Origin of the sequence: Psychrobacter sp. ANT_WB68 (genome assembly GCF_008369115.1) — a bacterium.
GTDB lineage: Bacteria > Pseudomonadota > Gammaproteobacteria > Pseudomonadales > Moraxellaceae > Psychrobacter.
The window spans coordinates 313,213-339,256 of sequence record NZ_VOAZ01000003.1 but is presented as its reverse complement, the minus strand read 5'-3'; the positions used below and the strand labels follow the sequence as shown (position 1 = coordinate 339,256).

19 protein-coding genes are annotated in these 26,044 nt (G+C 44.4%); 9 read left to right on the top strand and 10 right to left on the bottom strand.

What is annotated here, in order from left to right; translation table 11 throughout:
* Positions 1-2 precede the first annotated feature (2 nt).
* Complete coding sequence (acs, locus tag FQ084_RS09935) at positions 3-1,964, bottom strand: acetate--CoA ligase (RefSeq protein ID WP_149490475.1); 1,962 nt, start codon at positions 1,962-1,964, stop codon at positions 3-5.
* A 384-nt stretch (positions 1,965-2,348) separates the two neighbouring features.
* On the opposite strand from acs, the gene FQ084_RS09930 reads away from it, so the two are divergent.
* Together FQ084_RS09930 and FQ084_RS09925 are read left to right on the top strand one after the other, a co-directional pair.
* Positions 2,349-3,650: an NAD(P)/FAD-dependent oxidoreductase gene (locus tag FQ084_RS09930; RefSeq protein ID WP_149490474.1), complete on the top strand. Its 1,302-nt coding sequence runs from the start codon at positions 2,349-2,351 to the stop codon at positions 3,648-3,650.
* Positions 3,651-3,894: 244 nt separating this feature from the next.
* Positions 3,895-4,860, top strand: a complete 966-nt coding sequence (locus FQ084_RS09925) for a pirin family protein (RefSeq protein WP_149490473.1) — start codon at positions 3,895-3,897, stop codon at positions 4,858-4,860.
* 136 nt (positions 4,861-4,996) lie between these two features.
* Here the strand turns inward: FQ084_RS09925 and FQ084_RS09920 are convergent, their stop codons facing one another.
* Positions 4,997-6,100, bottom strand: coding sequence for an alkene reductase (locus FQ084_RS09920; RefSeq protein WP_149490472.1), 1,104 nt, complete (start codon positions 6,098-6,100; stop codon positions 4,997-4,999).
* A 286-nt stretch (positions 6,101-6,386) separates the two neighbouring features.
* On the opposite strand from FQ084_RS09920, the gene FQ084_RS09915 reads away from it, so the two are divergent.
* A complete protein-coding gene (locus FQ084_RS09915; protein ID WP_149490471.1) occupies positions 6,387-7,514 on the top strand; it encodes a hypothetical protein in 1,128 nt (375 codons plus the stop codon).
* A 100-nt stretch (positions 7,515-7,614) separates the two neighbouring features.
* Positions 7,615-8,727, top strand: coding sequence for a hypothetical protein (locus tag FQ084_RS09910; protein WP_149490470.1), 1,113 nt, complete (start codon positions 7,615-7,617; stop codon positions 8,725-8,727).
* A 158-nt stretch (positions 8,728-8,885) separates the two neighbouring features.
* Here the strand turns inward: FQ084_RS09910 and FQ084_RS09905 are convergent, their stop codons facing one another.
* Entirely contained in the window at positions 8,886-10,292 is a 1,407-nt protein-coding gene (locus FQ084_RS09905) for a hypothetical protein (protein ID WP_149490469.1), read from the bottom strand.
* 321 nt (positions 10,293-10,613) lie between these two features.
* Here FQ084_RS09905 and FQ084_RS09900 point away from each other — a divergent pair, with 321 nt between their 5' ends.
* Positions 10,614-11,360, top strand: a complete 747-nt coding sequence (locus tag FQ084_RS09900; RefSeq protein ID WP_149490468.1) for a hypothetical protein — start codon at positions 10,614-10,616, stop codon at positions 11,358-11,360.
* 75 nt (positions 11,361-11,435) lie between these two features.
* Here the strand turns inward: FQ084_RS09900 and FQ084_RS09895 are convergent, their stop codons facing one another.
* Complete coding sequence (locus FQ084_RS09895; protein WP_149490467.1) at positions 11,436-12,338, bottom strand: DMT family transporter; 903 nt, start codon at positions 12,336-12,338, stop codon at positions 11,436-11,438.
* A gap of 99 nt (positions 12,339-12,437) precedes the next feature.
* Positions 12,438-13,664 carry a tryptophan synthase subunit beta gene (gene trpB / locus FQ084_RS09890; protein ID WP_149490466.1) on the bottom strand — a complete coding sequence of 409 codons (1,227 nt, stop codon included), beginning with the start codon at positions 13,662-13,664 and terminating at the stop codon, positions 12,438-12,440.
* Positions 13,665-14,044: 380 nt separating this feature from the next.
* On the opposite strand from trpB, the gene FQ084_RS09885 reads away from it, so the two are divergent.
* The 3 genes from FQ084_RS09885 (at position 14,045) to FQ084_RS09875 (ending at position 17,668) form a co-directional block, all read left to right on the top strand.
* Positions 14,045-15,643, top strand: coding sequence for a GMC oxidoreductase (locus tag FQ084_RS09885; protein WP_149490465.1), 1,599 nt, complete (start codon positions 14,045-14,047; stop codon positions 15,641-15,643).
* A gap of 86 nt (positions 15,644-15,729) precedes the next feature.
* Positions 15,730-16,416, top strand: coding sequence for a hypothetical protein (locus tag FQ084_RS09880; RefSeq protein ID WP_149490464.1), 687 nt, complete (start codon positions 15,730-15,732; stop codon positions 16,414-16,416).
* 247 nt (positions 16,417-16,663) lie between these two features.
* Positions 16,664-17,668 (top strand): lipoate--protein ligase, encoded by a 1,005-nt coding sequence (locus FQ084_RS09875; protein ID WP_149490463.1) that lies wholly within the window; start codon positions 16,664-16,666, stop codon positions 17,666-17,668.
* A 115-nt stretch (positions 17,669-17,783) separates the two neighbouring features.
* On the opposite strand, the gene FQ084_RS09870 is transcribed toward FQ084_RS09875, so the two are convergent.
* On the bottom strand, positions 17,784-19,919 hold the full coding sequence (locus tag FQ084_RS09870; protein ID WP_149490462.1) for an NADPH-dependent 2,4-dienoyl-CoA reductase: 2,136 nt from the start codon (positions 19,917-19,919) through the stop codon (positions 17,784-17,786).
* Between the two features lie 326 nt (positions 19,920-20,245).
* Between FQ084_RS09870 and FQ084_RS09865 the strand changes: the two genes are divergently transcribed.
* Entirely contained in the window at positions 20,246-21,910 is a 1,665-nt protein-coding gene (locus FQ084_RS09865) for an AMP-binding protein (protein ID WP_149490461.1), read from the top strand.
* A gap of 128 nt (positions 21,911-22,038) precedes the next feature.
* Here FQ084_RS09865 and FQ084_RS09860 read toward each other — a convergent pair whose 3' ends face one another.
* The 4 genes from FQ084_RS09860 to hemA all read right to left on the bottom strand — a co-directional run bounded on the left by FQ084_RS09860 (position 22,039) and on the right by hemA (position 25,846).
* Positions 22,039-22,458 (bottom strand): DUF6691 family protein, encoded by a 420-nt coding sequence (locus tag FQ084_RS09860; RefSeq protein ID WP_149490460.1) that lies wholly within the window; start codon positions 22,456-22,458, stop codon positions 22,039-22,041.
* Between the two features lie 85 nt (positions 22,459-22,543).
* The gene (locus tag FQ084_RS09855; RefSeq protein WP_149490459.1) at positions 22,544-22,981 is read right to left on the bottom strand and encodes a YeeE/YedE family protein; all 438 of its coding nucleotides are present in this window, start codon (positions 22,979-22,981) and stop codon (positions 22,544-22,546) included.
* Positions 22,982-23,142: 161 nt separating this feature from the next.
* A complete protein-coding gene (locus FQ084_RS09850) occupies positions 23,143-24,276 on the bottom strand; it encodes an aminotransferase class V-fold PLP-dependent enzyme (protein ID WP_149490458.1) in 1,134 nt (377 codons plus the stop codon).
* Between the two features lie 187 nt (positions 24,277-24,463).
* Positions 24,464-25,846: a glutamyl-tRNA reductase gene (gene hemA / locus FQ084_RS09845; RefSeq protein WP_149490457.1), complete on the bottom strand. Its 1,383-nt coding sequence runs from the start codon at positions 25,844-25,846 to the stop codon at positions 24,464-24,466.
* Positions 25,847-26,044: the final 198 nt, after the last annotated feature.

The window sequence follows — 26,044 nt, the reverse complement described above, 5'->3', positions numbered from 1 at the left end:
ATCTAGTCTCCGCGTTCAGCCTTGACCACGTCAACCAACTCATTGATAACGGAGCTATCAGCAAGGGTAGACAAATCACCCAGTCCAACATACTGGCCTGCTGCGAGGTTACGCAGGATACGGCGCATAATTTTCCCAGAGCGTGTCTTGGGTAAAACATCAACGATATAGATAGCATCTAAATTGGCAATTGGACCAATCTCCGCGCGCACATGGCGATTCAGCTCTGCTTTTAGTGATTCAGTGGCGGTTTCACCCGACTTGAGAATAATAAAGGCGCAAATACCCATACCGCGAATCTCATGCGGCATACCGACGATAGCTGCCTCAGCGGTCGCTGGATGCGCAACCACCGCGCTCTCAATCTCTGCAGTGCCCAAGCGATGCCCCGAGACATTAAGCACATCATCCACCCGTCCGGTAATCCAGTAATGCCCGTCTTCGTCACGCTGCGCGCCATCACCAGTGAAATAATAACCCGGATACTCTGTAAAATAGGTTTCTAAAAAGCGCTTATGATCATTATAAATGGTGCGCATCTGCCCCGGCCAGCCGCCGCTTATCGCAAGATTGCCTTCCGCAGCACCTTCGAGTATCTCGCCATCACCATCAACGATGACTGGTATGATACCGTACAAGGGGTTCATCGCCGCACCTGGTTTCATATCTACCGTGCCCGGTATCGGCGCCAGTAAAATACCGCCTGTTTCCGTCTGCCACCACGTATCGACAATCGGACATTTGCTGCCGCCGACGACATGATAGTACCAGTCCCAAGCTTCAGGATTGATCGGCTCACCAACGGTACCGAGCAAGCGCAAGCTTGAGCGATCCGACTCACGGACAAAGGTATCACCTTCTTTCATCATGGCACGGATAGCCGTCGGTGCCGTGTATAAAACCGTGACTTGGTGTTTATCAATGATATGTCCGATACGCGCCCACGTTGGATATTCTGGTACACCTTCAAACATAACCGTCGTCGTGCCATTGGCAAGCGGTGCATAAGTGGCATACGTATGACCTGTCACCCAGCCGACATCAGCCGTACACCAGTAGATATCATCCTCTTTAATATCAAAGACATCTCGAAACGTAGATAGTGCATAAGTGATATAGCCACCAGTCGTATGCAACACGCCTTTGGGTTTGCCCGTTGAGCCCGAGGTATATAATAAAAATAGCGGATCTTCAGCGTTCATAACCTCAGGTTCGCAATGCTTTGATTCACCATCGACCAAGCTGTGATACCAAACATCACGGCGACCACTCATCGGTACCGAATTACCCGTACGATGCACGACAATGACGTTGGTCACGCTGTCCGTGCCATCCATGTCTAACGCACGGTCGACACTGGCTTTAAGCGGCGTTCGCTTATTGCCACGAATACCTTCGTCAGCAGTAATGACCAATTTAGACTGGCTATCGATGATACGGTTGCCCAAACTCTCAGCAGAAAAGCCGCCAAACACTACCGAATGCACCGCCCCAATGCGTGTACACGCCAGCATGGCCACTATAGCCTCTGGTATCATTGGCATATATAAAGTGACGCGATCGCCCTTTTTGACCCCAAGCTTACGCATCGCATTGCCTAGGCGACAAACTGCTTCATGCAGCTCTTTAAATGAGATAATTTTATGCAGTGATGGATGGTCCCCTTCCCAAATAATGGCAGGCTTATAGGGGTTGTTTTTGACATGACGATCAAGACAGTTGACCGAGATATTGAGCTCACCATCTTCATACCATTTGATACGGAAGTCTTCTAAATCGTAGCTGACGTCGCTGATTTTGGTGGGCTTTTTTATCCAATCGATCAGCTCGGCACGCTTTGCCCAAAAGGCATCGTTTGCCTCGGGTGATTCAATAGATTGTTGATAATCTTTGGCGTATTGCTCGGCAGTGGTGTTGGCAGCGGCGACAAATTCAGCCGCGATAGGAAATGATTTCTGAGTCATCGTGGTCATCCTTTTCTAATTATTATGACCTGTAGCGGTTATCGTCGAACATTAGTTGTCGAGCAATAAACGCTACAGGTAATAAGAGTCATCTTCCATAATGTGACCCTTAAGGACAGTTTGACAAATAAGCGGGAGGGTTGCAAGACATCAACCGTGAATCACAACAATTGCATAGCACACCATTGTATTTAACAATAAAGATTGTATAGCAGCTGTTTTTTACAATGCAGCTGCAACAATGCTATTTAATCCTTGTAACCTGTTATAAAACATGGACAATAGCAAACTGATATAAAGCGCTGCAACTTCTATCCTCATTCTTTATATCACAACAGGCTCTACGAGTTTTACTTGCTCTTTTAAAATCAGGAATTATCAACCATGGACAATCACCGCACTGCCTCACAATACTCGCATTATGATGTCATAATCATTGGCGCTGGTGCGTCAGGGTTATATTGTGCACTCACCGCAGGTCGCCGTGGTCGCCGCGTCTTGGTGCTCGACCATGCCAATAAAGCTGGTAAAAAAATCCTCATGTCCGGTGGTGGGCGCTGTAACTTTACCAATTACTTCGTCGAGCCTGAGCATTTTATCGGCAGCAATACACATTTTTGTAAATCAGCGCTCAGTCGTTATCCGAGTTGGGAATTTATCGCCATGGTTGAGCAACATAAAATCCCCTACCATGAGCGCGAGCACGGGCAGCTATTTTGTGATGACTCGGCGCAAGATATTTTAACCATGCTCCTTGATGAATGTGCCGCCGTCGGTGTACAAGTCAAGCTCAATACCCAAATCGACAGCGTGCAAGCACTCGAAAACGATAAAAAATCCCGCTTTCAATTATCAACAACCAAAGCGCTCAGTAAAAAAGAAAAACAAGAGAGAAAAGAGTCAGCCAATCAGACCAAGCTGCCACAAACCAACTATCGCTGTCAGTCACTCGTGGTAGCGACGGGCGGCTTATCGATTCCGACATTAGGTGCTAGTGGCTTTGGTTATGAGCTTGCGCAGCAGTTCGGGCATACGCTGATAGCAACCGATGCAAGTCTTGTTCCCTTTACCTTTACCGATAAAACTGGTGAGCTGATTCGTACGCTTGCTGGTATTAGTCTGCCGGTGATTGCCAGTAATGAGCGCATCTCCTTTAAGTTGCCGCTGCTATTTACCCATCGCGGACTATCTGGACCTGCCATGCTGCAACTGTCCAACTATTGGCATGTTGGCGAAACCATCACCATCAATTTGCTGCCTGATATCGATATGACTGCGCTTTTGCTAACTCATAAAAAATCACACCCACGGCAGCTCATCCGGACGGTTTTGGCAGACAAGACCGACAATGCTTTACCGAAAAAACTGCTGGCAGCGCTACAAACGCATTTGTGGGACGATATCAAAGACACAGAGCTTGCCAATATTAAAGATGAGCGCCTGATAGAGCTTGGCGCAATGCTCAATGGCTGGCAACTAAAACCGTCTGGCACCGAAGGCTATCGTACCGCTGAAGTCACGCGCGGCGGCATAACAACCGATGAGGTATCGTCAAAGACCATGCAAAGCAAACATCAAGATGGGCTTTATTTTATCGGTGAAGTGCTCGACGTCACAGGCTGGCTTGGTGGCTACAATTTTCAATGGGCGTGGGCCAGTGGTTTTATCTGCGGCGAAGTGGTTTGATATACCCTTATCTTTATAAAATCTAAGCCTTATAAAACATCAGTGTTTTAAAATCTAAACTCATAAAGTCTCAATGTTGTTGCGAGATGACCATTAATAGACTGATTTGGAAACATACCTCTTGATAATTATTAACACAAACACCATTTTATATTATACAGGTGTAGATATGCTTAATAATTATAATTTATGAAAAGTAGATCTATCGTCATAAAATAAGGCTTTTAAGCTTGCGAGGTTTGTTATGCGTTCAATCAAACATATTCATGGCGATAAAGCGCCACATTGGGTCGGCGACGGTTTTTATGTAAAAACCTTGATCAATCACCTAGATAACCATGCTGATTTTAATTATCGTCATACCGATCCATTTTTATTATTGGACTATGGTCAGCCAATAAACTTTGCACCAAATCCAAACTACGAGTCGCAGCCGCACGGCGTCGGACAGCATCCGCATAAAGGCTTTGAGACGGTTACGATTGCCTATGCTGGCGAAATTAGCCATGCCGATTCGGCTGGCGGCTATGGCGTCATTCAAGAAGGCGATGTGCAATGGATGACCGCTGGACGCGGTATTATGCACCAAGAATTCCACTCGCTAGCCTTTGGCCAACGTGGTGGAGCCTTTAGCATGGTGCAATTGTGGGTTAATTTACCAAGTGCCCATAAGCTTACCGATCCCAAGTATCAAACCCTAAAACGGGCTGAATTACCCATCGTTGACTTAACGGATAATGAAGACCGACATGCTATTGGTAAAGCGGCTATTATTGCTGGCGAATGGCAAGACACTACGGGCGCGGCAAGTACCTTTACGCCTATCAATTTATGGGATCTCGAGTTACATCAATCAGGGACAACGACGCTGCAAGTGCCAAACACCCATAATGTCTTGATCTTGGTGCAAGAAGGCGCGTTACTGATTAATGATACGCCAGTGAGCGCGGGTAATCTGATTCAATTTACCGCACCAACTGATACAGATTCTTTCAATGAGAAGTTAGTAACGCAAGCGAGCGATAGTATTAAGCTGACGTATCCTAATCTATCTGATGACGAGCAAACCCCAAGCCCTGTCAAATTGCTACTATTAAGCGGTAAACCTATCGGTGAGCCAGTGGCAGGATATGGGCCGTTCGTCATGAATACGCAAGCTGAGCTAAAACAAACGTTTCGTGATTATCAAACCGGCAACTTTGGTAAATAATTTAGATTAACAATTCGGCTAAATAGCCAAAATTCACCCATCAAAAAAGCCACTTTGCTATCGTTAGCAAGGTGGCTTTTTTATATATCATCGCTCTATTTTCATCAATCCATAAAGCGAGTTATCCGATAAACACTTAAGCTTGGTTTAAAAACGGATAATCGGTATAGCCTTCTATACCGCCACCATAAAAGCTTTGCGGATGCTGCTCATTAAGCGGCGCACCTTGGCGGATACGCTCAGCTAAGTCAGGGTTGGCAATATAGTCACGACCAAAAGCAACCGCGTCGATATAGCCCTCTTTAATATTCTTCTCAGCTTTTTCGGCAGTATAGCCACCAGCGGCAATAATCATTTGCCCAAAAGCATCTCGAACACGTTGACGGAATTCAGTGCTATAAGGCGTACCACCTGCCCAGTCAGGCTCAGAGAGATGCAAATACATCAAACCGCGCTTATTAATCTGCTCAATCAGCCAAATATTTTCGTCTTCATTGTAGCCCGCTTCGACATTATTAAACGTACCAAGCGGTGATACGCGAATACCGATATGATCAGCATCCCACGCAGCGACACAAGCATCGATGACATCAAGGGTCAAACGGGCACGGTTTTCGCGGCTACCGCCATATTCATCATCACGCTGATTGGTTTGCTCCACCCAAAACTGATGCAACAGATAACCATGAGCGCCGTGAATCTCTACGCCATCAAAGCCCGCTTCTTTGGCATTTTTGGTCGCAAGACCAAAGTCAGCGATGACTTGCTGCACTTCTTCAAGCGTGGCTGGACGTGGCGTGGTTGCTTCAACGCGAATGGCTTGATTGTTGCTGTCGCGCAGTGACGTACGTACCCCCACATGAACATCAGACGCTGAAATAGGCGCTTTGCCATCAGGTTGGACGCTTTCGTGTGCAACCAAACCTGTGTGCCATAACTGTACGACAATTTTTCCACCTTTGGCATGGACATTATCAACGATGGTTTTCCATGCGGTCGTTTGGTCTTCGGTATGAATACCGGGGGCGCCCGCATAGCCTTTTGCTTGAAAAGATACCTGCGTCGCTTCAGTGATGACCAATCCTGCGCCACTACGCTGCGCATAATACTCGCTCGCTAGCGCAGTAGGAACATCGCCCGGCTCGACCGCGCGTAAGCGAGTTAAGGGTGCCATAATGATACGGTTTTTCAGGGTTTGGGTGCCCATTTTGACGGGTTCGAATAAGTTATCGTGTGCCATAAAAAGCCTTGTTTGTTGTTATAAAAATACGGTTATAAAATTTATGTGTAATAGATAAACAGCGCTTAAAATGCTTAAACCTTCTACTTATTAGCCGTATTCTTTATAGGGGTAGATACGAAGATTCCAAGTAAAACTTACAAACAAAAACACCAGTATAACTATCTCTTTAATTTTTAAAGCGCTACTATTTATGCAGTCTTATAAGCTTATTAAGCTATTAGAATGAGTGACATTAAGCCCATTTTTTATTTTTGGTTTTCCCCTTATCTAAAGGACATAACCTATGCAAAAATTTCTGTTGTCACTCGCCATTGGTATGAGCTTGCTGTTGACGCTAAGCGCTTGCCAGCCAAAATCAGCAGCAGCGCCTGAAGGAGAGGTAAAAGACAGCGCCGACCAAATCCGACAACCATCGGTGGACAAGTCGACTAAGCCTGAGATTGCTAATAATTCAGCGGTAGATGCCAAGACCTGCTTGGCTCTCAGTAACGCTATGCAAAAAGTGGATAACACCAGCAAGATTGAAGCCATTTATGCCATTCGAAAACCGCTGCAATCCTGTTTGCCAACGGCTAGTAATGCCGAAGTCTTAAATTTACTAAAAGACTATCAAGCGATGTATGAACGTTTTTTATGGGAGGAAACTAATCTTAACAATTCAGAATTTGACCAAGATTTTTTTGACGTGATGAATGCCTTAGAGCAAGGCGAAAAAGCGCCGGAAGAAAAACTAAAAAATCTGAGCCCACGCGTACGCTACTTGATTGGACTCATCCAAAATGGTGCCGATGTTAGAGTTTATAATTTAGGCGAAGGTTACTATGCATTCAATCATGATTTGAAAGCAATGGCTGATATATTTACCCCTTATTTGCGTAGTGACCAAAAAGCATTTATCCAGCAAATGGCAAAAGACAATAAAGATATTTTTTTGAGCGATGCCGCCATTACTACTTCTTTTGAAGAGTTGGTTGAGCGCGCGGTATTTTGGGAGGATTATATAACGCGCTATCCAAATGGCTACGCGGTGAAAGATGCCAAAACCATACTAGACTCGTATCGCTATTACTTATTTTTTGGCTCAGATAATACAGGATGGACGGATGATGATATCCGTGAGTTTCTTGAACCAGAGTATAAGCAGACGATGGTTGCACTTACCAAACGTCCCGATAGCGTCTTGGCAAAAGATGCAACAAACTATCTTAATTTCATGGCGTTATCCGATAACGAACGTCAAGAGCACTATCCAGCGCCTAGTACCGATGAAGATGGTTACGAGATGAATGAGTGGGCAATGACCTTCTATCGATTAAATCAAGCAATGCAGATACCATCTTTTTGGAATACTAATGGTGATAATAGAGATTGCTCAAACGGGGTGATTTGCCAAGATGAGCGTCTCGACTAACAAGGTAGTAGAGAAATATATTTCGAGGAGCTCAGAACCACAAAAATATGCCAACAATCATTCGCTACTGTTTTTAGCCTTTATTTAAAGGATGTATCGCATGCAAAACACTCTATTATCTCTTACCACAGCAATGGGCTTACTGGTTGCCTTAAGTGGTTGTCAACCTAAGGTAGAAACGCCTGCTGCATCAAATGACACGCAAAAAGCAGAGCAAAATAACAAGCAACCCCTAAGCGTAGAACAATCTAAACCAGCAGTGGTCACAGATCCAGCGATAGACGCAAAAACTTGCTTGGCGTTGAGTAAATCCATGGAAAAGATAGATGACACCAGCAAGATTGAAGCTATTTATGCCATTCAAAAACAATTAAAAACCTGCTTACCAACGGCGAATAATACCGAAGTATTGAGCTTGCTAACAGATTACGAAGCGATGTATGAGCGTTTTTTAACCATAAGTCATACTATAGAGGATGAGAATTTTTATACCGTTATGAGCATGGCAGACGAAGGCAAAAAGGCGCTCGAGCCTCTATTGAAGACGCTAAACCCAAGATTGCAATATCTCATTAGATTGATAGAGGACGACGCTGACGTAAAGGTGATATATTTAGGCGAAGGCTATTACCAATTCACTCATAATTTACCAGCAATGGTAGATATATTTACCCCTTATCTGAGCCAAGATCAAAAAGCGTTTATTGGCCGTATGGCAATGGACAATCAAGATATTCTTTGGAACGATGGTGGGATTGCGATTCCATTTGCAGAAGTGATCGAGCGCGCGCAGTTTTGGGAAGATTATGTAGCACGTTATCCAAATGGCTACGCACATCAAGACGCCAAATATTTATTTGAGGTATATCGTTATTTACTATTGTTTGGTTCAGAAAATACGCAATGGACAGATGACAGCATTCATGAATTCGTAGCACCAGAATATCGGCCGTTAATGCTTAAATTGGCCAGACGTCCCAATAGTGTTTTGGCTAGAGACGCTCAAGCCTTGTTAGACTTTATAGCGCTAACCGATAGTCAGCGTCAGGAGAAATACCCTACCCCCGATATGGATGAAAATGGTTATAAGATGGATGAATGGTCAATCGCCCATTACCAAATAGCAAAAGCGCTACCGCTTGAATCACCATGGCAAGCCGCTACCAAGAATTGTTTTATTGGCGTCGTTTGCGTAGAAAACGACACTGAATAATGATACTAAGTTGTTATTGGCAGTGTCGATAAAGCCTAAACTAACGCTTTTAATATAAAAAAACCTACTTAAAAAACTAGGTTTTTTTATATAGGTCATAAAATTTAATAGCCATTAACCACTCATATCTATGGTTGCTTAATGATTTAAAGCAGCAGTTAGAAATGATAGCCAAGTTTCATGCCAAGTGCATAGCCTGTTCCATCATCAATATTGGCCACACGACCATCAACCTTGGTATCGACTGGACCGCCTTCAAACCACATATATTGACCGCCCGCAGCGATACTTAGCTGTTCGGTCAATTTATACTGCGCGCTTAGGCCCAAGCTTTTGATAGAATCATAAGGTCCCAATAAGCTGAGCGGCGCACCGGTGCCATGGTCATAGCCTACACGTACTTCGCCTGAAACTTTTGGATTGAACTGCTTACCTAATGCCACTTCAACCGCGTAGCCGTCTCTTTTATAGGCGGCTAAAGGTTCTTGTGTCGCTAATGAGGCTAAAGGCGGGGCAACACTAAAATTACTCCAATCTACCCAACGGGCATTGACCATACCCAGCAACTGATATTTCTCACTCAGTCCCGTTTGGAAGTCTAAATTGACCGACTGTGGCATCTTAACCTCAGTCTTACCCACTAGCGGTAATGCCACTTCATCGGTAGCTGGCGACGGCGTGACGCCATCACCGCCAGCGATAGGCGGCAAAATAACTTGCAGATTTTCTACACCTGATACCTGATATTTAGCGGGTGCACGATACGTTAATGCCGCTCGCAAGGCAATTTCAGGCATTTCATACGCCATGCCAATCACTGGCGCTAGCGTGCTTTCGTTTTCAAAGTCCAACGTATAATACGTCGGTGCTGTCGCCACAGGATTGACGGCAGCTTCATTAATAGCGTTTAAACTCGCGGCTTCAGCTGGCGTAATCGTGCCGTTATTCTGTTTATTGACCAAGTCATAATAAGCGCTCGTCGTTGGAATACCAAAGAGCGCACCCGCTTGATCGATCACCTGTGACACCGCCGTGGTGAAGCCAACTGGCTGCGCGCCCGTTACCTTACCTTTTAGCGTTTGGTATTCAAGACCGCCATATAGCCAAATATTATTACTGATCTTACCACCGCCTAAAAGCGTGATACCGGTCGTCTCTACCCGTGCCTCGGTCGTGCCCATGCGATTGTTAAAAATATTACCTGCTGAATATTCAGTATCGACACCAAAGGGCTTTTCGTAAATCACTGCCAACGCTGTATTGGCTGTTGGGGCAATTTTAATGGCGGCACCGGGTAAATCGAAGCTGTCCATCATGTCGTTGATTTTATTACCAGCGGCATCGGTGCCTTCAATTTTTGGATCAACATGAGCATAAGATAGCTCGGCATAATTACCCGGTTCAAAAAAAGGCGCTACCGATTGTTTGCTGTATTCGATCCCAGCCGCATGCGCTGAGCTGATGGCAAGACTCAGTACCGTTAGAGTACCGGCAGTGAGCAAATAGCGCGAAGAACGATAAAGGGTGACAGAATCTGTAAATCCTAAAAGCAGCTGAGCGCTCATGACAATATCCTTTTGTCAGTTAAAAACACGACCAAACCATAAACCGTTAACACTTTTTATAGTTGGTATTGGTTTTTAGATTAAATAGCGAATGTCGACCTTTGTCAATATATCAGCATCAACTTTATGGGATTCTCTATTTAATTAGACAAAGGTAACCGTTAGCCTTTCAATACTTATATAAATTTTTGCTGCTAAAAATATTGATGCTTTACTTGTATTTATTTTGCAAACTAGCCAACTTATTTATGCGAATTGGCTTAATATCATATTTAACAATCCTTTCTCGATTGCCACTTATTTGATTAAGCAGAAAAAAACATGATGTCAAAATCAGTCTCAAAGCTATTCCCAAAATCATGTTTAGCTACCGTATTAGGTTTAGGGCTAGGTTTAAGCGGCTGTATCGCTACAGAAAAGCTTGTTGATTATCAATTGATGCGCCAAGAAGATGCAAAATGGGTTGCCGATGAGCAATTTACCGACATCATTATCGCGGTCGGCAAGCCCGCCGCGCCTATTCAAGGTGTGGAGCATGCGATTGTATTTGCTGGAGAAAAGCGCAGCTATTTGGTACAGAGCATCAATAGAGATAGTGAGTTTATTGATATTTTAGATCAAGTAGATTTGGCTTATTTTTCTTTTAAGCCCATGGCGTCTATTGATACGCCGCACTTTAACATCAGAATAGGCGAAAAAGGCTGCACCTCAACGCAAGGCTGTATCGCAACGACACTGTGGTTTGAAAAACCGACGCATCTACTAGTCGCAAGTGAAACGGCTAAACTTGAAGGTTTTGATTTTACTTGTAATGATGGCTTTGCAGGTGGCATAACACGCTGCACAAAAAGCCTATGGCGACTCCCTGTGACAGTGGCACCAGCGGTGAAAAATATTAATACGTTATCATATCGCTTGCATCAACCGACCACGCTAAATTTTTATAATTATCAGCCAGACAAAGCATTAGCAGAAGAAAAAAGGCTCAAAGCGCTGATGCCACTTGCCAAGGCCTTTGACATCATCACTTTTCCGATTCAATTTATCATGGTAGAAGGTATCAAATAAGTGCAATTTATTAAAAGGCTGCTAATCAATTCAAACCAAATATCTTAAAAAATAGCGTTCTGTTGTTATAACAGTTTAAGATTTAAGCATTTTTTTGATAGACAGCTCTAAAGACAGATAAGTACCAAACAATATCACCATTGAGCCAATAATCGCTGGTGTATCTAAAGCCTCACCAAGCAGCAGATAACCAAAAATAATGGCAAAAATCGGAATCACTAAGGTAATACTGGTCGCTCGCATCGGACCGATACTTTTAATCAATTGATTCATAAAAATCAGCGCGATGGCGGTTGAGAATACACCAATACAAATCACTGCTGCCCAAGCAGTAAGACTGATGGTTTTCCCGTAGGGAAATTCATAGATGGCTATCGGTAGCATAATAATACTGGCAATGATAAGCGAGCCTGCGGTAATCGCTACTGGCGAGACATTATATAAATAGTTTTTGGTGATATTAGCGCCGACCGCATAACCAACGCAGGCCAATAACGCGTAGCCCATAGGCAGCAAACCTGAACCTGACTTAGTACCCTGCCCGCTAGCGCCCAACAAGTTCTCACTCATCAAAATAATCACACCAATAACGCCAATGATTAAGCCGATAATTTGTTTTTTTGACAGCCTGTCTTTAAAAAAGGTACTGGCGATAAAACCGCTCATCATCGGCACAGACGCATTAAGCACCGCCAATACCCCAGCATTGACCGAGCGCGCTGAAAAAGCAAATAAGATAAAAGGGATAGCCGCAGAAAACAGCCCGACCAACGCCAATACTTTCCAGTTATCCCGTATGCCTTCTCTGTTTTTTGGGCTGATTAAGACAAAAACTAGCATGGTCAGTCCAGCAAATACCACCCGCAGACTGGCAAATGCTAGCGAGCCAAATTCTGGCACACCGATACGGTAAAATATAAAAGACAGCGACCACATAAAGGACAGTGTCATAAAAATAATGAGGTCGCGGTTAGACATGAGGTAATCCTATCGAGCATTAAGAAGTAAAAAAACTCCGATGATAACTTTTTAATCGCTCAATGGATGTTGTATTTTCTGTATTTATGACCAATTTTTCTACAAATCTACTTTATCTAAAATAAAATCAATATCTTTATCGCCGCGCCCTGATAAATTGACCAAAATCGTCTCATCCGCTGACATATCTTTAGCGACTTTCATCGCATAGGCAATAGCATGTGCCGACTCTAACGCAGGAATGATACCTTCGAGGCGTGACAGAGCCATAAACGCTTCTAAACATTCAGCATCAGTCGCCGACTCATAAGTAGCCAGTTGTAAATCTCTTAGGTGCGAATGCTGTGGCCCAACGCCAGGATAATCCAAACCTGAGGCAATCGAATGGACGGGAGCTGGCTCGCCTTTTTCATCGAGCAGCACGTAACATTTAAAACCATGAATCTCACCTTTCACGCCTAATGACATGGTCGCTGCATGATTGGGCGTATCCAAGCCTTCACCGGCGGGTTCCACGCCTATTTTTTCCACATTTTCATCATCAAAAAATCCGCTAAACATACCAATAGCGTTAGAGCCACCGCCAATACAAGCCACAACCTTATTAGGTAGCTTGCCCGTCGTCGCTAAGAATTGCGCCCGTGCTTCATGTCCAACCACCGATTGAAAATAGCTGACCATTTCAGGATATGGCGCTGGTCCTAATGCTGAGCCAATCGCGAACATACTGCTATCAAGCTCATTTAAATAAGTCTCAAAAGCGCTATCGACTGCTTCTTTTAGTGTACCTGCGCCGCGTGAGACTGGTACGATATTGGCGCCCAAAATCTTCATACGGCTGACGTTTGGATGTTCTTTTTTAATATCAACCACGCCCATATGTATTTCACACTCTAAGCCCATCAAGGCCGCTGCCGTTGCTAACGCTACGCCATGTTGCCCTGCACCTGTTTCCGCAATCACCTTTGTTTTGCCTAATTTTTTGGCTAATAATACCTCACCTAAACAGTGATTAATCTTATGCGCGCCCGTATGGTTCAAATCTTCGCGCTTAAAATAAATCTGGGCGCCGCCGCAATGCTCTGACAAACGCTGCGCATGATAAATGGGACTTGGACGACCCACGTAAGTCTCACGTAGGCGCTTCATCTCAGCGATAAAGTCATGGTCTTTAATAATTTCACGAAAGCCTACTTCGATTTCTGCCATTGCTTTGGCCAGCTCAGGATGAGCAATTTTGCCACCGAACTCACCATATAAGCCATCGCCATTAGGTAATATTGATGCGTGTAAACCGTAACCAGTTGCTGTATTTTGCGTTGTCATATAAAAGCCTTATTATTTTAAATGGAGTATTAATATTGGCGCTTTCGCCTAATTATTTAGCATTTTTAATGATGAAAATAGTTTAATGTATTTGTGTTCTAGTACATTGAAACAAGATAATAAGGGAAATTTTCTATTCGGTCAAGTTTACGAATCAATCTAACAAGATTAGCCGAGTGGTTGATTAAAAGCTGGCAAGGACTATGAGTAAATTAAAGTCCTTTTTCCTATAAGCATTGAATCAATCGCGTGACTGAAATAATAACGCAACATTTGTTTGTTATTATGATGCTCGCTTGGCTTAGCGCACCTTTGCAGGCGAAAGCGAATAGTATTCAATATGAGCTTTTTTAGCTTAAATCTTAACACTAGGACATACCATGCAACGACGTCAACTGATTAAAGCCATGGGTTTAAGCTTAGGCGCTATCAGCACCTCCGCTGCGGTAAGTGGCTGTCAAACGCTTGCCAAGCAACCAAAACTACCCAGCACCATCACCCAAGTGGGACACTTCCCTAGTATCATCATTGGTAGTGGTTATGGCGGCGCAGTATCAGCACTGCGGTTGAGCGAAAAAGGTCATAAAGTGTTGATACTTGAGATGGGGATGCGCTGGGACAGAACACCCGAGCATGATACCTTTTGCAAAATGATTACTGCTGATAAACGCTCAAGCTGGTTTAGCAATATGCCAAACGCCCCTATCCCGATTCCGATACCTATCAGGAAATATCCTGGGGTTTTGGATTTAATCGAATATGATAATATGAAAGTATTCGCAGGACGTGCTTACGGTGGCGGCTCTATCGTCAATGGCGCGATTGCCATTCAGCCAAGACGCGCGCACTTTGAAGAAGTGTTTCCTTGGATTGATAGTGATGAGATGTACGACACTTACTTCCCGCGTGCTATGAAAGAGCTAAAAGTCAGCCAAATTCCTGAGTCATTTTTTAATGAGTCCGAGCATTACGAATTCACTCGCTCGGCTGAACGCCAAGCAGAAAAGGCGGGACTCAAAACAGAGTTTTTCGGTAATAGCTACGACTTTGATTACATGCAAAAGGAAGCGAAGGGCGAAGTCTATAAATCTGGCCTTGGCGGTGAAGTCATCTATGGCAACAATGCGGGCAAGTTTTCACTGGATTTAACCTACCTAAAAGACGCTGAAGCCACGGGCAATGTCACCGTAAAAACCTTACGCAAAGTAAATAGCATCCAAGCGCTCGATAATGAGCAACTCAGATTAGAAGTCCACGTCCTAAATACTACAGGCGGTATTGATAAAGTTGAGCATTATACCTGCGATAAGTTGTTTCTGAATGCTGGCAGTACAGGCACTTCAGAGCTGCTACTCAAAAGCCAAGCGGAAGGCAAATTAAACAACCTAAACGAACATATCGGACAACATTGGGGCCCAAACGGCAACATCATGACCGGGCGCAATTTCGTCCACGCCGCGGGCATCACCCAATCTACCATTCCAGTCAAAGGCATCAATATGTGGGACGGCGATAGAGACGGCTCGAAGTACAAAATATTTGCCGAACTCGCACCATTACCGCTAGGACTTGAGACGTGGACGACACTATATCTCGCCATCACTGATAATCCAGAACGCGGCAACTATTACTATGATAAAGCCAGCAAAACCGTCAAACTCAACTGGAAACGCGAGCAAAACGAGTACTCGGTAAACGCTGCCAAAGAGCTGATTGAAAAGCTAGCTAAAGTAAATGGCGGCTCTACTTCGAGTTTACTATTCACCAAAGGCTTCGGCGATAACTTCTGCTATCACCCGCTCGGCGGCTGCGTACTTAGCAAAGCCACTGATGAATTTGGACGCGTAAAGGGGCACGAAAATATCTACGTGCAAGATGGTGCGCTAATCCCCGGCAGCGCTGGCGTCAATCCGTATGTGTTTATCACGGGACTTGCTGAGCGCAATATGGCGACTATTTTAAAGGAAGATTTTGGTTAAGTTATAAAAGGGTAATTGATCTGTACCCAGCATATAATGCTATTACTTAAACCAATAATAATCATTATCTGTAGGAGAATCTTACTGTGAAGATAGCTATGGCTTTAGCAGTGATAAGTACTTGTCTTATTAGTGGATGTGCCACGATAACTAATGGAATATCTGATGGTGTCACTAAGACCCAGTATTACGATACCGATGGGAAATCAAAAGTTATTTCATTTAGTAAATATGTACCCGCAAGCGGTAAAGAACTCAGAGAAAATGACATAACTGGCTATTTTCAAGACATCACCACAGGCGATGAGGTCACTATTTTTAAATATAGTGATGGAAAGACTTTTAGCCTCATTAACTTAGATACTGCTCAGCCCATAAAGATTATAACTAAAGAAACATTCCATGCTTTAGGTAATGCTAAATCATTCAAGTTTTACGAGTTTGGTAAAGGTATTATTGAACCTGCCATTTTTCAATCCCAAAATGGTATCTGTAAGGACTTTAATAACGCCCAAGGTATTAAAGTAAATTTCGCGACAAACTATTATCCTAATATTGTTAAAACACCAAATGAGTTTTTTACTACTTATGCAAGTGCGAAACTGGGTGAAAAAAGCAAAAATAAGTTACTAAGTACGAAGTTTACCGTTACTTCTAACGACTCTAAAGTGCGTGAACAAATAAATGCCATGTGGAAAAAGGATAAAGATCAATTACTACAAACGGATGTCTCTAAACTTCGCAGCTTCATTAAATATCTTTGTAGTAAGTAATAACTAGTAACCAAGGACGAACCAAATAGAGCTCTGCTAAGTTTATTACATCTACATAATACTGCTAGGCACCTTGCCTAGCTTTTTTTTGCTTGATGCCTTCTTTGATTTGCAGCTTCTGCTAACCCTACCATAGAATAATTGAGTTTTACCTTCGTATCAGTAACAATAGCGCTAGCCAACCCTCTATGTTATTTAAACCATACCTATAAAAAACATCCTGCAATAGAACCAATAAGGAAGAATAATGAAACTACGCATCTTAAAATCTGCCGTGACCAACCCTTGGTTTAATCTTGCGACCGAGGATTGGATATTTAATACTCTCAATCCCGACTCGCACACACTGTTCTTATGGCGCAATAGCGAGACCGTGGTCATTGGGCGCTCACAAAACCCATGGGTAGAATGCAAAATCGATAAGATGGAAGCTGACGATGTATTTTTGGCGCGGCGTCAGAGTGGCGGTGGCGCGGTGTTTCATGATTTGGGCAATACCAACTTTACCTTTTTATCACCCAAAGACGACTATGACCAAGACGCGAACTTTACCATTATCATCAATGCGCTAAAGAAATTGGGTATAGAGGCGGATTTGTCCGGTCGTAACGACATGCAAGTTGGCGATAAGAAGATATCAGGCAGCGCCTTTAAACATGCGGCGGATCGCAGCTTTCATCACGGGACATTACTCGTCAATGCCAATATGCAAAAGCTGGGCGACTATCTCAACCCGCATCCGTTAAAACTCAAAGCCAAAGGTATCAAATCTGTCCGTTCTCGCGTCGCTAATCTGGTCGAGTTTAACGAGGATATCAATCATGAGACTTTATCAGATGCGATTATCGAAGCATTTTGTGAGTATTATGGCGACACCGCGCCCGTAGAAGAATTGGATGAAGCCAGTCTCGCCAAACAGCCTAGCCTGAATGAATACTACCAACAAATGGCAGATTGGGGTTGGCGCTTTGGTAAGACTCCTGAATTCACCCATCACATTGAGACGCGCTTTGATTGGGGCATTATTGATTTGCACCTTGATGTGAAACACGCAGTCATTACTGAGGTGGTTATCTTCTCTGATGCACTAAACGTTGAATTGATTGACCTATTAAAAGACATACTGACTGGCGTTAAATATGACAAGCATGATATTACAGTTAAGTTTGATGAATTTGGTAAGGAGCATCCTGATTTAGCAGCACAGATTGATGATGTATCGGAATGGCTGACTAGTGAAATGGAAGGTTAGATTTCTAGAAGTAAGGTAGCAATCGGTTATTTTCACTAATAACAAAATACAAAAAAACGGCAGGAAATATTTCTCTGCCGTTTTTTGTATTTTGTTATTGTGCTTTAGATGACGCTTAAATACTCGCCGCGACCTCAGCACCATCACGAATCGCGCGTTTGGCATCCAGTTCAGCCGCAAGCTTTGCACCGCCGATCAGATGGTATTGCGCATCTGGCGCATCACCGACGTTTGGCATCAGCTCAACGACTGACTCTTGACCGGCACAGACCACAACGCTATCGACTCGCAATAGCTGACTTTGACCTTGGTTATTGGTAATCCAAATACCTTCATTGGTGATTTTATCGTACTGGGCACCTGATACTTGGATGACGCCGTGCGATTTGACATGGGCGCGATGTACCCAGCCTGAGGTTTTATTGAGACCACTGCCCAAGCGACCTTTGGTACGCTGCATCAAATACACTTGGCGAATAGGTTTAATGGCTTCAGGTTTAAGCAGACCGCCCTCGGTTTGATAATTGGTGTCAGAAGTAACGCCCCATTCTTCACGCCACTCTTCAATAGATTGAGCTTTTGGACGATAGCTTGGGTCTTTTAATAACTCAGGACCTAGCTCATCAAGCGGCTGACCATGTTTGGCGGTCAAATATTCACTAACATCAAAACCAATACCACCCGCACCGATGACGGCGACGGTGTCACCGACTGATTTTTCACCAGAGAGTAATTCAGCATAGCTCATCACTTGTGGCAAATCAGCCCCTTCCAGCTTACCTGCTAGACTTCTAGGAACAACACCAGTCGCAACGATGACATGGTGAAATTTGGCTTTCTCTAACATCGCTTTATCAACTTTGGTATTGAGTTTAATCTTAACGCCTAAGTGCTCAAGCTCATTGATATAGTAGCGAATGGTCTCAAAGAATTCTTCTTTACCAGGGATGACTTTGGCATAGTTAAACTGTCCACCTAAGATATCTTTTGCTTCAAATAAAGTCACTTCATGACCACGTAGCGCGGCAACATGCGCCGCTGACATACCAGCGACACCGCCACCGATGACGGCAACTTTTCTAGGTCTCTTGGTTTTTTTATAAACCAATTCTGTCTCATAACACGCTTGTGGATTGACCAAACAAGTCGAGCGTTTATTCTCAAAAGTATGATCGAGGCAGGCTTGGTTGCAGGCGATACAGGTATTGATGCGATCGGCTTGACCATTTTTGGCTTTATTCACCCAATGCGCATCAGCTAAAAACGGACGTGCCATTTGAATCATATCTGCCTGACCACTGGCGACAATTTCTTCAGCCGTTTCTGGCATATTGATACGGTTGGCCGCCATCATTGGGATATTTATATGCTTTTTAATTTCGGCAGTGAAATTAACAAAGGCCGCACGCGGTACACTAGTGACAATCGTCGGAACGCGTGCTTCATGCCAGCCGATACCGGTATTCATGATGGTGACGCCCGCTTCTTCTAGCGCTTTAGCGACAGTAATGACTTCGTCCATGACGTTACCGTCTTTGACCAAATCAATCACTGATAAGCGGAATAAAATAATAAAATCTTCACCTGTAGCTTCGCGTACCGCTTTGACCACATCAACCGGAAACTTCATACGGTTTTGAATATCACCGCCATATTCATCCGTGCGTTTATTGACATGGCGCGATAAAAACTGATTGAGCAAATAGCCTTCTGAGCCCATGATTTCGACACCATCATAACCAGCTTGTTTAGCCAATTTTGCCGAACGCGCATAGTCTTTTACCGTTTGCTCAATATTTTTTATGCTCATCTTACGCGGTTTGAAAGGCGAGATTGGCGATTTAATCGGGCTTGATGACACGACAAATGGATGGTAACCATAACGACCACTGTGCAAGATTTGCATGATGATTTTGCTGTCATACTTATGTGCGGCGCGGGTGACACGCTGATGATTAATAACGTCAGCACGCGTATTCATGGTACCGCCAGCAGGCAGCAACCAGCCTTCGCGATTGGGCGAAATGCCGCCCGTAATCATCATCGCCACGCCGCCCTTGGCACGCTCTGCAAAATACGCCGCCAGTTTACCGTAGTTATAAAAACGATCTTCAAGCCCCGTATGCATCGAACCCATGACCAGACGGTTTTTAAGCGTCGTAAAACCTAAATCTAACGGCTCAAATAAATGCGGGTAGTGTTCATTGGTGTTGGCAGTTTCAATCGTATTGGCAGTGCGGCTGGCGGACATATCATTTTCCTTATGAATGGTTTGCTGGGATTGCTTCGTTAGTATAGTTATGCTGCGGGATTTAACGTTATGCTATCCTAACACACCGCTATTATTATCAGCTATGCAGACAAGCGACTGATGAGTGAACACTAATTAATAGCAGCGCTGAATGATTCTATCTAATGATGAGGTTTTTGCAGCTAGTTAAATAAACTCCACAAAACCCGTCCAAATTTTGCCTGCGACTGTCTATAATAATCAGACCCTGATACAGTCGATTGGCGACAGCAGCGCACCATTACTGCGTCATCCACTATAAAAACATACGATAAAGGACTATCCTAATGACAGACTTCCATACCGGTCTCGGCAAAAATGCAGCCAACTATCAACCGCTTACCCCTATTGACTTCATTATCCGCAGCGCTCAGGTCTATCCTGACAGAACCGCTATTATCTATGACGATCTTGAACATAATAATCTGACCCAAACATGGCAACAGACTTACGATCGTTGTCGTCAACTGTCTGATGGGCTGCGCAAATTAGGCATCGATAAAAATGACACAGTTGCAGTCATGATGCCGAACACGCCAGCGATGGTCGAATGCGCCTTTGGGGTGCCTATGTCAGGCGGGGTACTTTGCACCCTTAATACCCGTCTTGATATTAACGCCCTGACCTTTTGTCTGCAACACTCAGAAGCCAAAGTATTAATCTTAGATAGCGAGTTTGCTGAGCATGCTGAGATGATCAACGAAGCCTTTCCCAACCTTATCGTAATTCATGCGACCGATGCAGCGCTCGATATCGAGCGCTTTGGGCAAATGAGCTATGAAGAATTAATCGCCAGCGCAGACAGTTTGGACAATTGGGAAAAACCGCTCGATGAATGGGATGCTATTGCGCTCAATTATACCTCTGGTACCACTGGCAAACCCAAAGGCGTGGTGTATCATCATCGCGGTGCCACGCTCAATGCTGTATCCAATATTTTAGATTGGGATATGCCCAAGCATCCCATGTATCTATGGACGCTGCCATTATTCCATTGTAATGGTTGGTGCTTTCCGTGGACGATTGCCGAACGTGCAGGCGTCAACGTCTGCTTGCGTAAGATTGACGCCGATTTGATTTTGCAGCTGATTGCCAAGTATAAAGTCTCGCATTATTGCTCAGCGCCTGTGGTGCACAATATGATTGCCGGTGGCAAGTCTGAATATAAACAAGCCATTACTCATGAAGTTAAAGGCTGGGTCGCTGGTGCACCACCGTCTGAAACCATGCTCGCTGCGATGGAGGAAATGGGCTTTCATATCTCGCACGTTTATGGCCTCACCGAAGTCTATGGTCCAGTCACCGTCTGTGCTGAGCAACAAGAATGGGATAATCTTGATGTCGCTGCGCGCGCGCAGAAAAAATCACGTCAAGGCGTGACCTCGCATTTGATGACTGGGTTTGAGGTATTTAAACAAGGCACCACTGAGCCAGTTGCCGCTGATGGCGAAGTGATGGGAGAGCTGGCACTGCGCGGCAATATGGTGATGAAAGGCTATCTAAAAAGCCGTAAAGCCACCGAAGAAGCCTTTGCTGACGGTTGGTTCCGTACTGGTGATTTGGGCGTCAAATATCCTGATGGTTATATCAAAATCATGGACAGGCTCAAAGACATCATCATCTCAGGCGGGGAGAATATCTCTAGTATCGAAGTCGAAAACGTCTTATATAAAATGCCTGAAATCCAAAGCTGTGCTGTCGTTGCCGCACCACATGACAAATGGGGCGAAGTGCCCGTAGCCTTTATCGAGATTCATGCTGGCAGTACCTTACAGCGCGACCATGTCATGGAACACTGCAAGCAGCACTTAGCAGGTTTTAAAGTGCCAAAATATATTATCTTTGCTGAAATACCAAAGACCAGCACCGGTAAAGTACAGAAGTTTGAGCTACGTCAAGCGGCCAAATCGTTGGCACACGAAACACCTAAAGTAATAGCAAGCGCCAAATAAGCCTCTGAAAGATTAAATTATGATTTATAAAAAAGGGCCAGACTAATTAAATTAGACTGACCCTTTTTTAATTCAGTACTCACTTATTCTTGAGCCTGCTATTAATCCATCTATCAACCAAGCCCATATTAATTAAGCTTAGGCTCGAGCCATTGGTAAACCAGCATGCCTATTATCATTGCTGGGATAAAGACATAAGCTTGCCACTGTCCCGTGCCAAGTAGCACAATTCCAGGGCCTGGGCAAATACCGACCAAACCCCAACCGATACCGAACAACATCGCGCCTATTAACAGTTTTTTATTGATAGTGGTTTTGGTTGGCATCTCAATTAAGGTACCAATCCAGCTGCTCTGTTGACGCTTGGCCAATTGCACACCGACAAGCGCTACTATTAGCCCCCCACCCATCACCAGCGCCAGTGAAATGTCCCATGCACCAAAGACGTCCAAAAAGCCCTGTACTTTAACAGGATCGGTCATACCTGATATCAGCAGTCCAAAGCCGAATAATAACCCTGCCAGTAACCCAATTATATTTTTTAGCATGTTTTTTCTCGCACCTAATATGTTAATTCAAGCTGTTATAAATAGTATTGAACGCTGTCTTCGCAACGTACCGTCTATATGCTCTTTAAATGAAGCCCAAGACATGCCGACCAAGATAAACGGTCACAATACCAAACAACATAAAGGTCACCGTCGCCGCCATTGAACGTGGCGATAGTCGCGCATTACCACAAATACCATGTCCACTCGTACAGCCTGAACCCAAACGCGTACCAAAGCCAACCAATAAACCTGCAACGATTAATAGCGGTAACGAGGTACTGACCTCGACATCCGGTAGCGGTCTTACCAATTTATATAACAATGGCGAGATGACCAAACCTGCGATAAATAATACTTGCCACATCTCTACACGCTTGGGTTTGAGCAGGCTGGAAAATATACCACTAATACCCGCAATACGACCAATACCTAACAATAGAATAACGGTCGCCACTCCTAGCATTAAACCGCCTACCAAGGAGATTGGCGTAAATGCCTGCCAGTCTATTTGTATACTCATAATATTTACCTAAGCCAATTTTTATCAAAAACAGTTTTGAGATTCGCTTTATATAAATACATTATATAATAAAATATAATAAAAAGGTAAAAAATACTGAACCCTCGTTACAAAGGCTCAGTATTTTTTGTACGCTAAAAATATCTTATACGATAAAGATATTATTTAGCCAACACCTCATCAAGCGCTTTTTCAAAACGTTGTACTGCACCGTCCACATCAGTCAATTTATCGAGACCAAATAAACCCAAGCGGAAGGTTTTAAAATTATCAGGCTCGCCTACTTTTAATGGTACACCAGCAGCGATTTGCATGCCAGCTTCAGCGAAAGCACTGCCTTTATGCATGTCATCACGGTCGGTGTAAGCAACCACTACACCAGGCGCTTCAAAACCTTTTGCTGCAACGCTTTCAATACCTTTGGCTGCTAGTACTTCACGAATACGCGTGCCAAGCTCCCACTGTGCCGCGCATAATGTTTCAAAACCAACTTCTTTGGCCTCGTTAACGGTATCGCGGAACTGGCGTAAGCTATCGGTTGGCATCGTTGCATGGTAAGCATGGCCGCCATTTTCATAAGCGCGCATGATGTTTAACCACTGTTTTAAATCTAGGCTGAAGCTATCAGACTCGGTGCTGTCTACTTTTTGCACGGCAGCGTCGCTCAGCATGACCAGACCTGCGCCCGGTGTGCTGCTCCAGCCCTTTTGCGGCGCGCTGATAAGCACATCAATGCCCAAATCTTTCATATCAAGCCAGACGCAACCTGATGCGATACAGTCAATGACCAATAAGCCGCCAACGCTATGAACGGCCTCGGCCAATGCTTTGATATAATCTTCTGATAAAATAATACCAGATGAGGTTTCGACGTGCGGAGCAAAAACCATCGCTGGTTTTTCAGCTTTGATTTTAGCAACCGCTTCATCGATAGCGACTGGAGAAAACGGCTTTGGCGTATCACCCTCTTCACGATTGGCAGTCAATACTGTAGAGGATTTGGCAATCTTGCCTTTTTCTAAAATTTGCGTCCAACGGTAGCTAAACCAACCGTTACGGATAATTAAACAGTCTTCGTCATTAGCCAATTGGCGCGCCACTGCTTCCATTCCATAAGTACCAGAACCAGGAACGATAGCAACTGCATCAGCGTTATAGACGGATTTTAGGTCGCTAGATAAGTCTTTCATCACTTGCTGAAAGACTGTTGACATGTGGTTTAGGGCGCGGTCAGTATAGACCACTGAATATTCTAATAAGCCGTTTGGATCAATATCTTGACGTAATGCAGTCATGGGACGCTCCTAGTATAATAAGAGAAAATGTTGTTACTGAGTTTTTAGGTTTTGGGCATGATTGAGACTTTGCCACATCACTGATGTTTTTTTGCTCTACCGATTATAGGGGGTAACTTAGCAAAAAACCAACCCTTGTTTAGCGATTGGTTTGGCAAATGGTTTAGTGACTGGCTTGAAAAATGGCTTAACGACCTCGATGCGCCTCTTGTAATCCCGACACTACAAAATCTAGCAATTCATTGTCACCCTCACGTGCCGCTTTACGCATCAGCTTCGATGGTGCGTGGGTTAGCGTCTGAGTCAAACGTCGTGACAGCTCAGTAATAATGTCCTCAGGGCTGGCATTATCCTGTTGCAACTTAGCAATGGATTCATGCAGCAGTTTATCTACTTGGTCATGGGTTCGCGCGCGATACTGCTGAATATCTTTGCCGACTTGGCGCACTTGAAAGCGCCGATCCATCTCAACGACCAATTGACTGACGAGCAGCTCCGCATCGACCGCCGCTTGCCTACGCTGCTCAATATTACCAGCAATCACATGTTGTAAGTCATCGACCGAATACAGATAAACATCATCGATACGGCTAATGGTAGAGTCGATATCGCGCGGCACTGCCAAGTCAATCATCAGCATCGGCTGATAGCGACGGCTTTTAAGCGCGCGCAAGGTCATGGTTTTATCTATCAGCACATCCATGCTACCACTACAGCTACTGACAATATCAGCTTCTGCCAATACTTGCGGCAATTCTTGCAGCGCTCTCACCTCTACGACACGATCTGGTCGACGCAGTTCAGCGGCCAATGCTTCAGCGCGCTCAGGATTACGGTTACAAATAATAACCTTTCCGACCCCAAGCCCGGCGATATGGGTCGCCACCAAGCGATTCATCTCGCCTGCTGCGACGACTAATAAGGTGCGACTGGGTAACTCGTCAAATATCTGCGTCACCAATTTGGCAGCAGCATAGCTGAGTGAGACTGCTTGAGCACCCACTTGGGTCTCGTTACGCACGCGTTTAGCGGCAGCAAATACCTGATCGACAATCCAGCCGAGCTGATTGCTCAGTGCTTTTTGATCCTGCGCCAAATGGACGGAACGCTTGATTTGACCGAGTATCTGCGGTTCACCCAATATCATTGAGTCAAGCCCAGCGGCAACCCTGAGCCAATGGGTCAAGGCATGAGTGTCACGGTGTACATAAAGATAAGGGTCAATCTCGTCCAATGACAGCTGTTTAAAATCAGCCAGCCATGCTTTGATTTTTAAAATATGGACACTGATGGCCGCCGAAGAAGTTTGCGCACCCATTGCGTTATTACTAGCAATAGCAGTAGCAACTTGCGGCTCTGATAAATGTGCGCTTGATTCTGCCGGTAATGACATTTGCGGCACCAGTGCGTAAATTTCAGTGCGGTTACAAGTAGAGACAATCACGCTACCATCGGTAAAGCGCTCTAGCTGCTTAAGGGCGATATTCACATCGTCACCCACAAGCGCCAAGCGCTCTCGTAGAGCGACTGGTGCGGTTTTGTGATTGACCCCAATGACCACTAATCTCATTATTGATAGACCATAAATATAACGTTTACCTGCCAGCCAAACGCTCTCAGAATGTAAAGAAACCCTATTCAATCAGCAGTGCTAAAAAACAGCTTTTCACAGACAGCGCTTGATAAACTGTCTTTGAAAAAATGTCTTTAACTAACCATACTCAATGTGAACGCCTAAAAAGCGCTTATTATATCATTATTGGCAGCT

What these genes read in the sequence shown, in the direction of transcription:
- FQ084_RS09885 (WP_149490465.1), top strand. Translation starts at nt 14,045, where the DNA reads ATGCAACGACGTCAACTGATTAAAGCCATGGGTTTAAGCTTAGGCGCT.
- acs (WP_149490475.1), bottom strand. Translation starts at nt 1,964, where the DNA reads ATGACTCAGAAATCATTTCCTATCGCGGCTGAATTTGTCGCCGCTGCC.
- FQ084_RS09865 (WP_149490461.1), top strand. Translation starts at nt 20,246, where the DNA reads ATGACAGACTTCCATACCGGTCTCGGCAAAAATGCAGCCAACTATCAA.
- FQ084_RS09855 (WP_149490459.1), bottom strand. Translation starts at nt 22,981, where the DNA reads ATGAGTATACAAATAGACTGGCAGGCATTTACGCCAATCTCCTTGGTA.
- FQ084_RS09925 (WP_149490473.1), top strand. Translation starts at nt 3,895, where the DNA reads ATGCGTTCAATCAAACATATTCATGGCGATAAAGCGCCACATTGGGTC.
- FQ084_RS09875 (WP_149490463.1), top strand. Translation starts at nt 16,664, where the DNA reads ATGAAACTACGCATCTTAAAATCTGCCGTGACCAACCCTTGGTTTAAT.
- hemA (WP_149490457.1), bottom strand. Translation starts at nt 25,846, where the DNA reads ATGAGATTAGTGGTCATTGGGGTCAATCACAAAACCGCACCAGTCGCT.
- FQ084_RS09895 (WP_149490467.1), bottom strand. Translation starts at nt 12,338, where the DNA reads ATGTCTAACCGCGACCTCATTATTTTTATGACACTGTCCTTTATGTGG.
- FQ084_RS09905 (WP_149490469.1), bottom strand. Translation starts at nt 10,292, where the DNA reads ATGAGCGCTCAGCTGCTTTTAGGATTTACAGATTCTGTCACCCTTTAT.
- FQ084_RS09920 (WP_149490472.1), bottom strand. Translation starts at nt 6,100, where the DNA reads ATGGCACACGATAACTTATTCGAACCCGTCAAAATGGGCACCCAAACC.
- FQ084_RS09870 (WP_149490462.1), bottom strand. Translation starts at nt 19,919, where the DNA reads ATGTCCGCCAGCCGCACTGCCAATACGATTGAAACTGCCAACACCAAT.
- FQ084_RS09915 (WP_149490471.1), top strand. Translation starts at nt 6,387, where the DNA reads ATGCAAAAATTTCTGTTGTCACTCGCCATTGGTATGAGCTTGCTGTTG.
- FQ084_RS09860 (WP_149490460.1), bottom strand. Translation starts at nt 22,458, where the DNA reads ATGCTAAAAAATATAATTGGGTTACTGGCAGGGTTATTATTCGGCTTT.
- trpB (WP_149490466.1), bottom strand. Translation starts at nt 13,664, where the DNA reads ATGACAACGCAAAATACAGCAACTGGTTACGGTTTACACGCATCAATA.
- FQ084_RS09910 (WP_149490470.1), top strand. Translation starts at nt 7,615, where the DNA reads ATGCAAAACACTCTATTATCTCTTACCACAGCAATGGGCTTACTGGTT.
- FQ084_RS09850 (WP_149490458.1), bottom strand. Translation starts at nt 24,276, where the DNA reads ATGACTGCATTACGTCAAGATATTGATCCAAACGGCTTATTAGAATAT.
- FQ084_RS09930 (WP_149490474.1), top strand. Translation starts at nt 2,349, where the DNA reads ATGGACAATCACCGCACTGCCTCACAATACTCGCATTATGATGTCATA.
- FQ084_RS09900 (WP_149490468.1), top strand. Translation starts at nt 10,614, where the DNA reads ATGATGTCAAAATCAGTCTCAAAGCTATTCCCAAAATCATGTTTAGCT.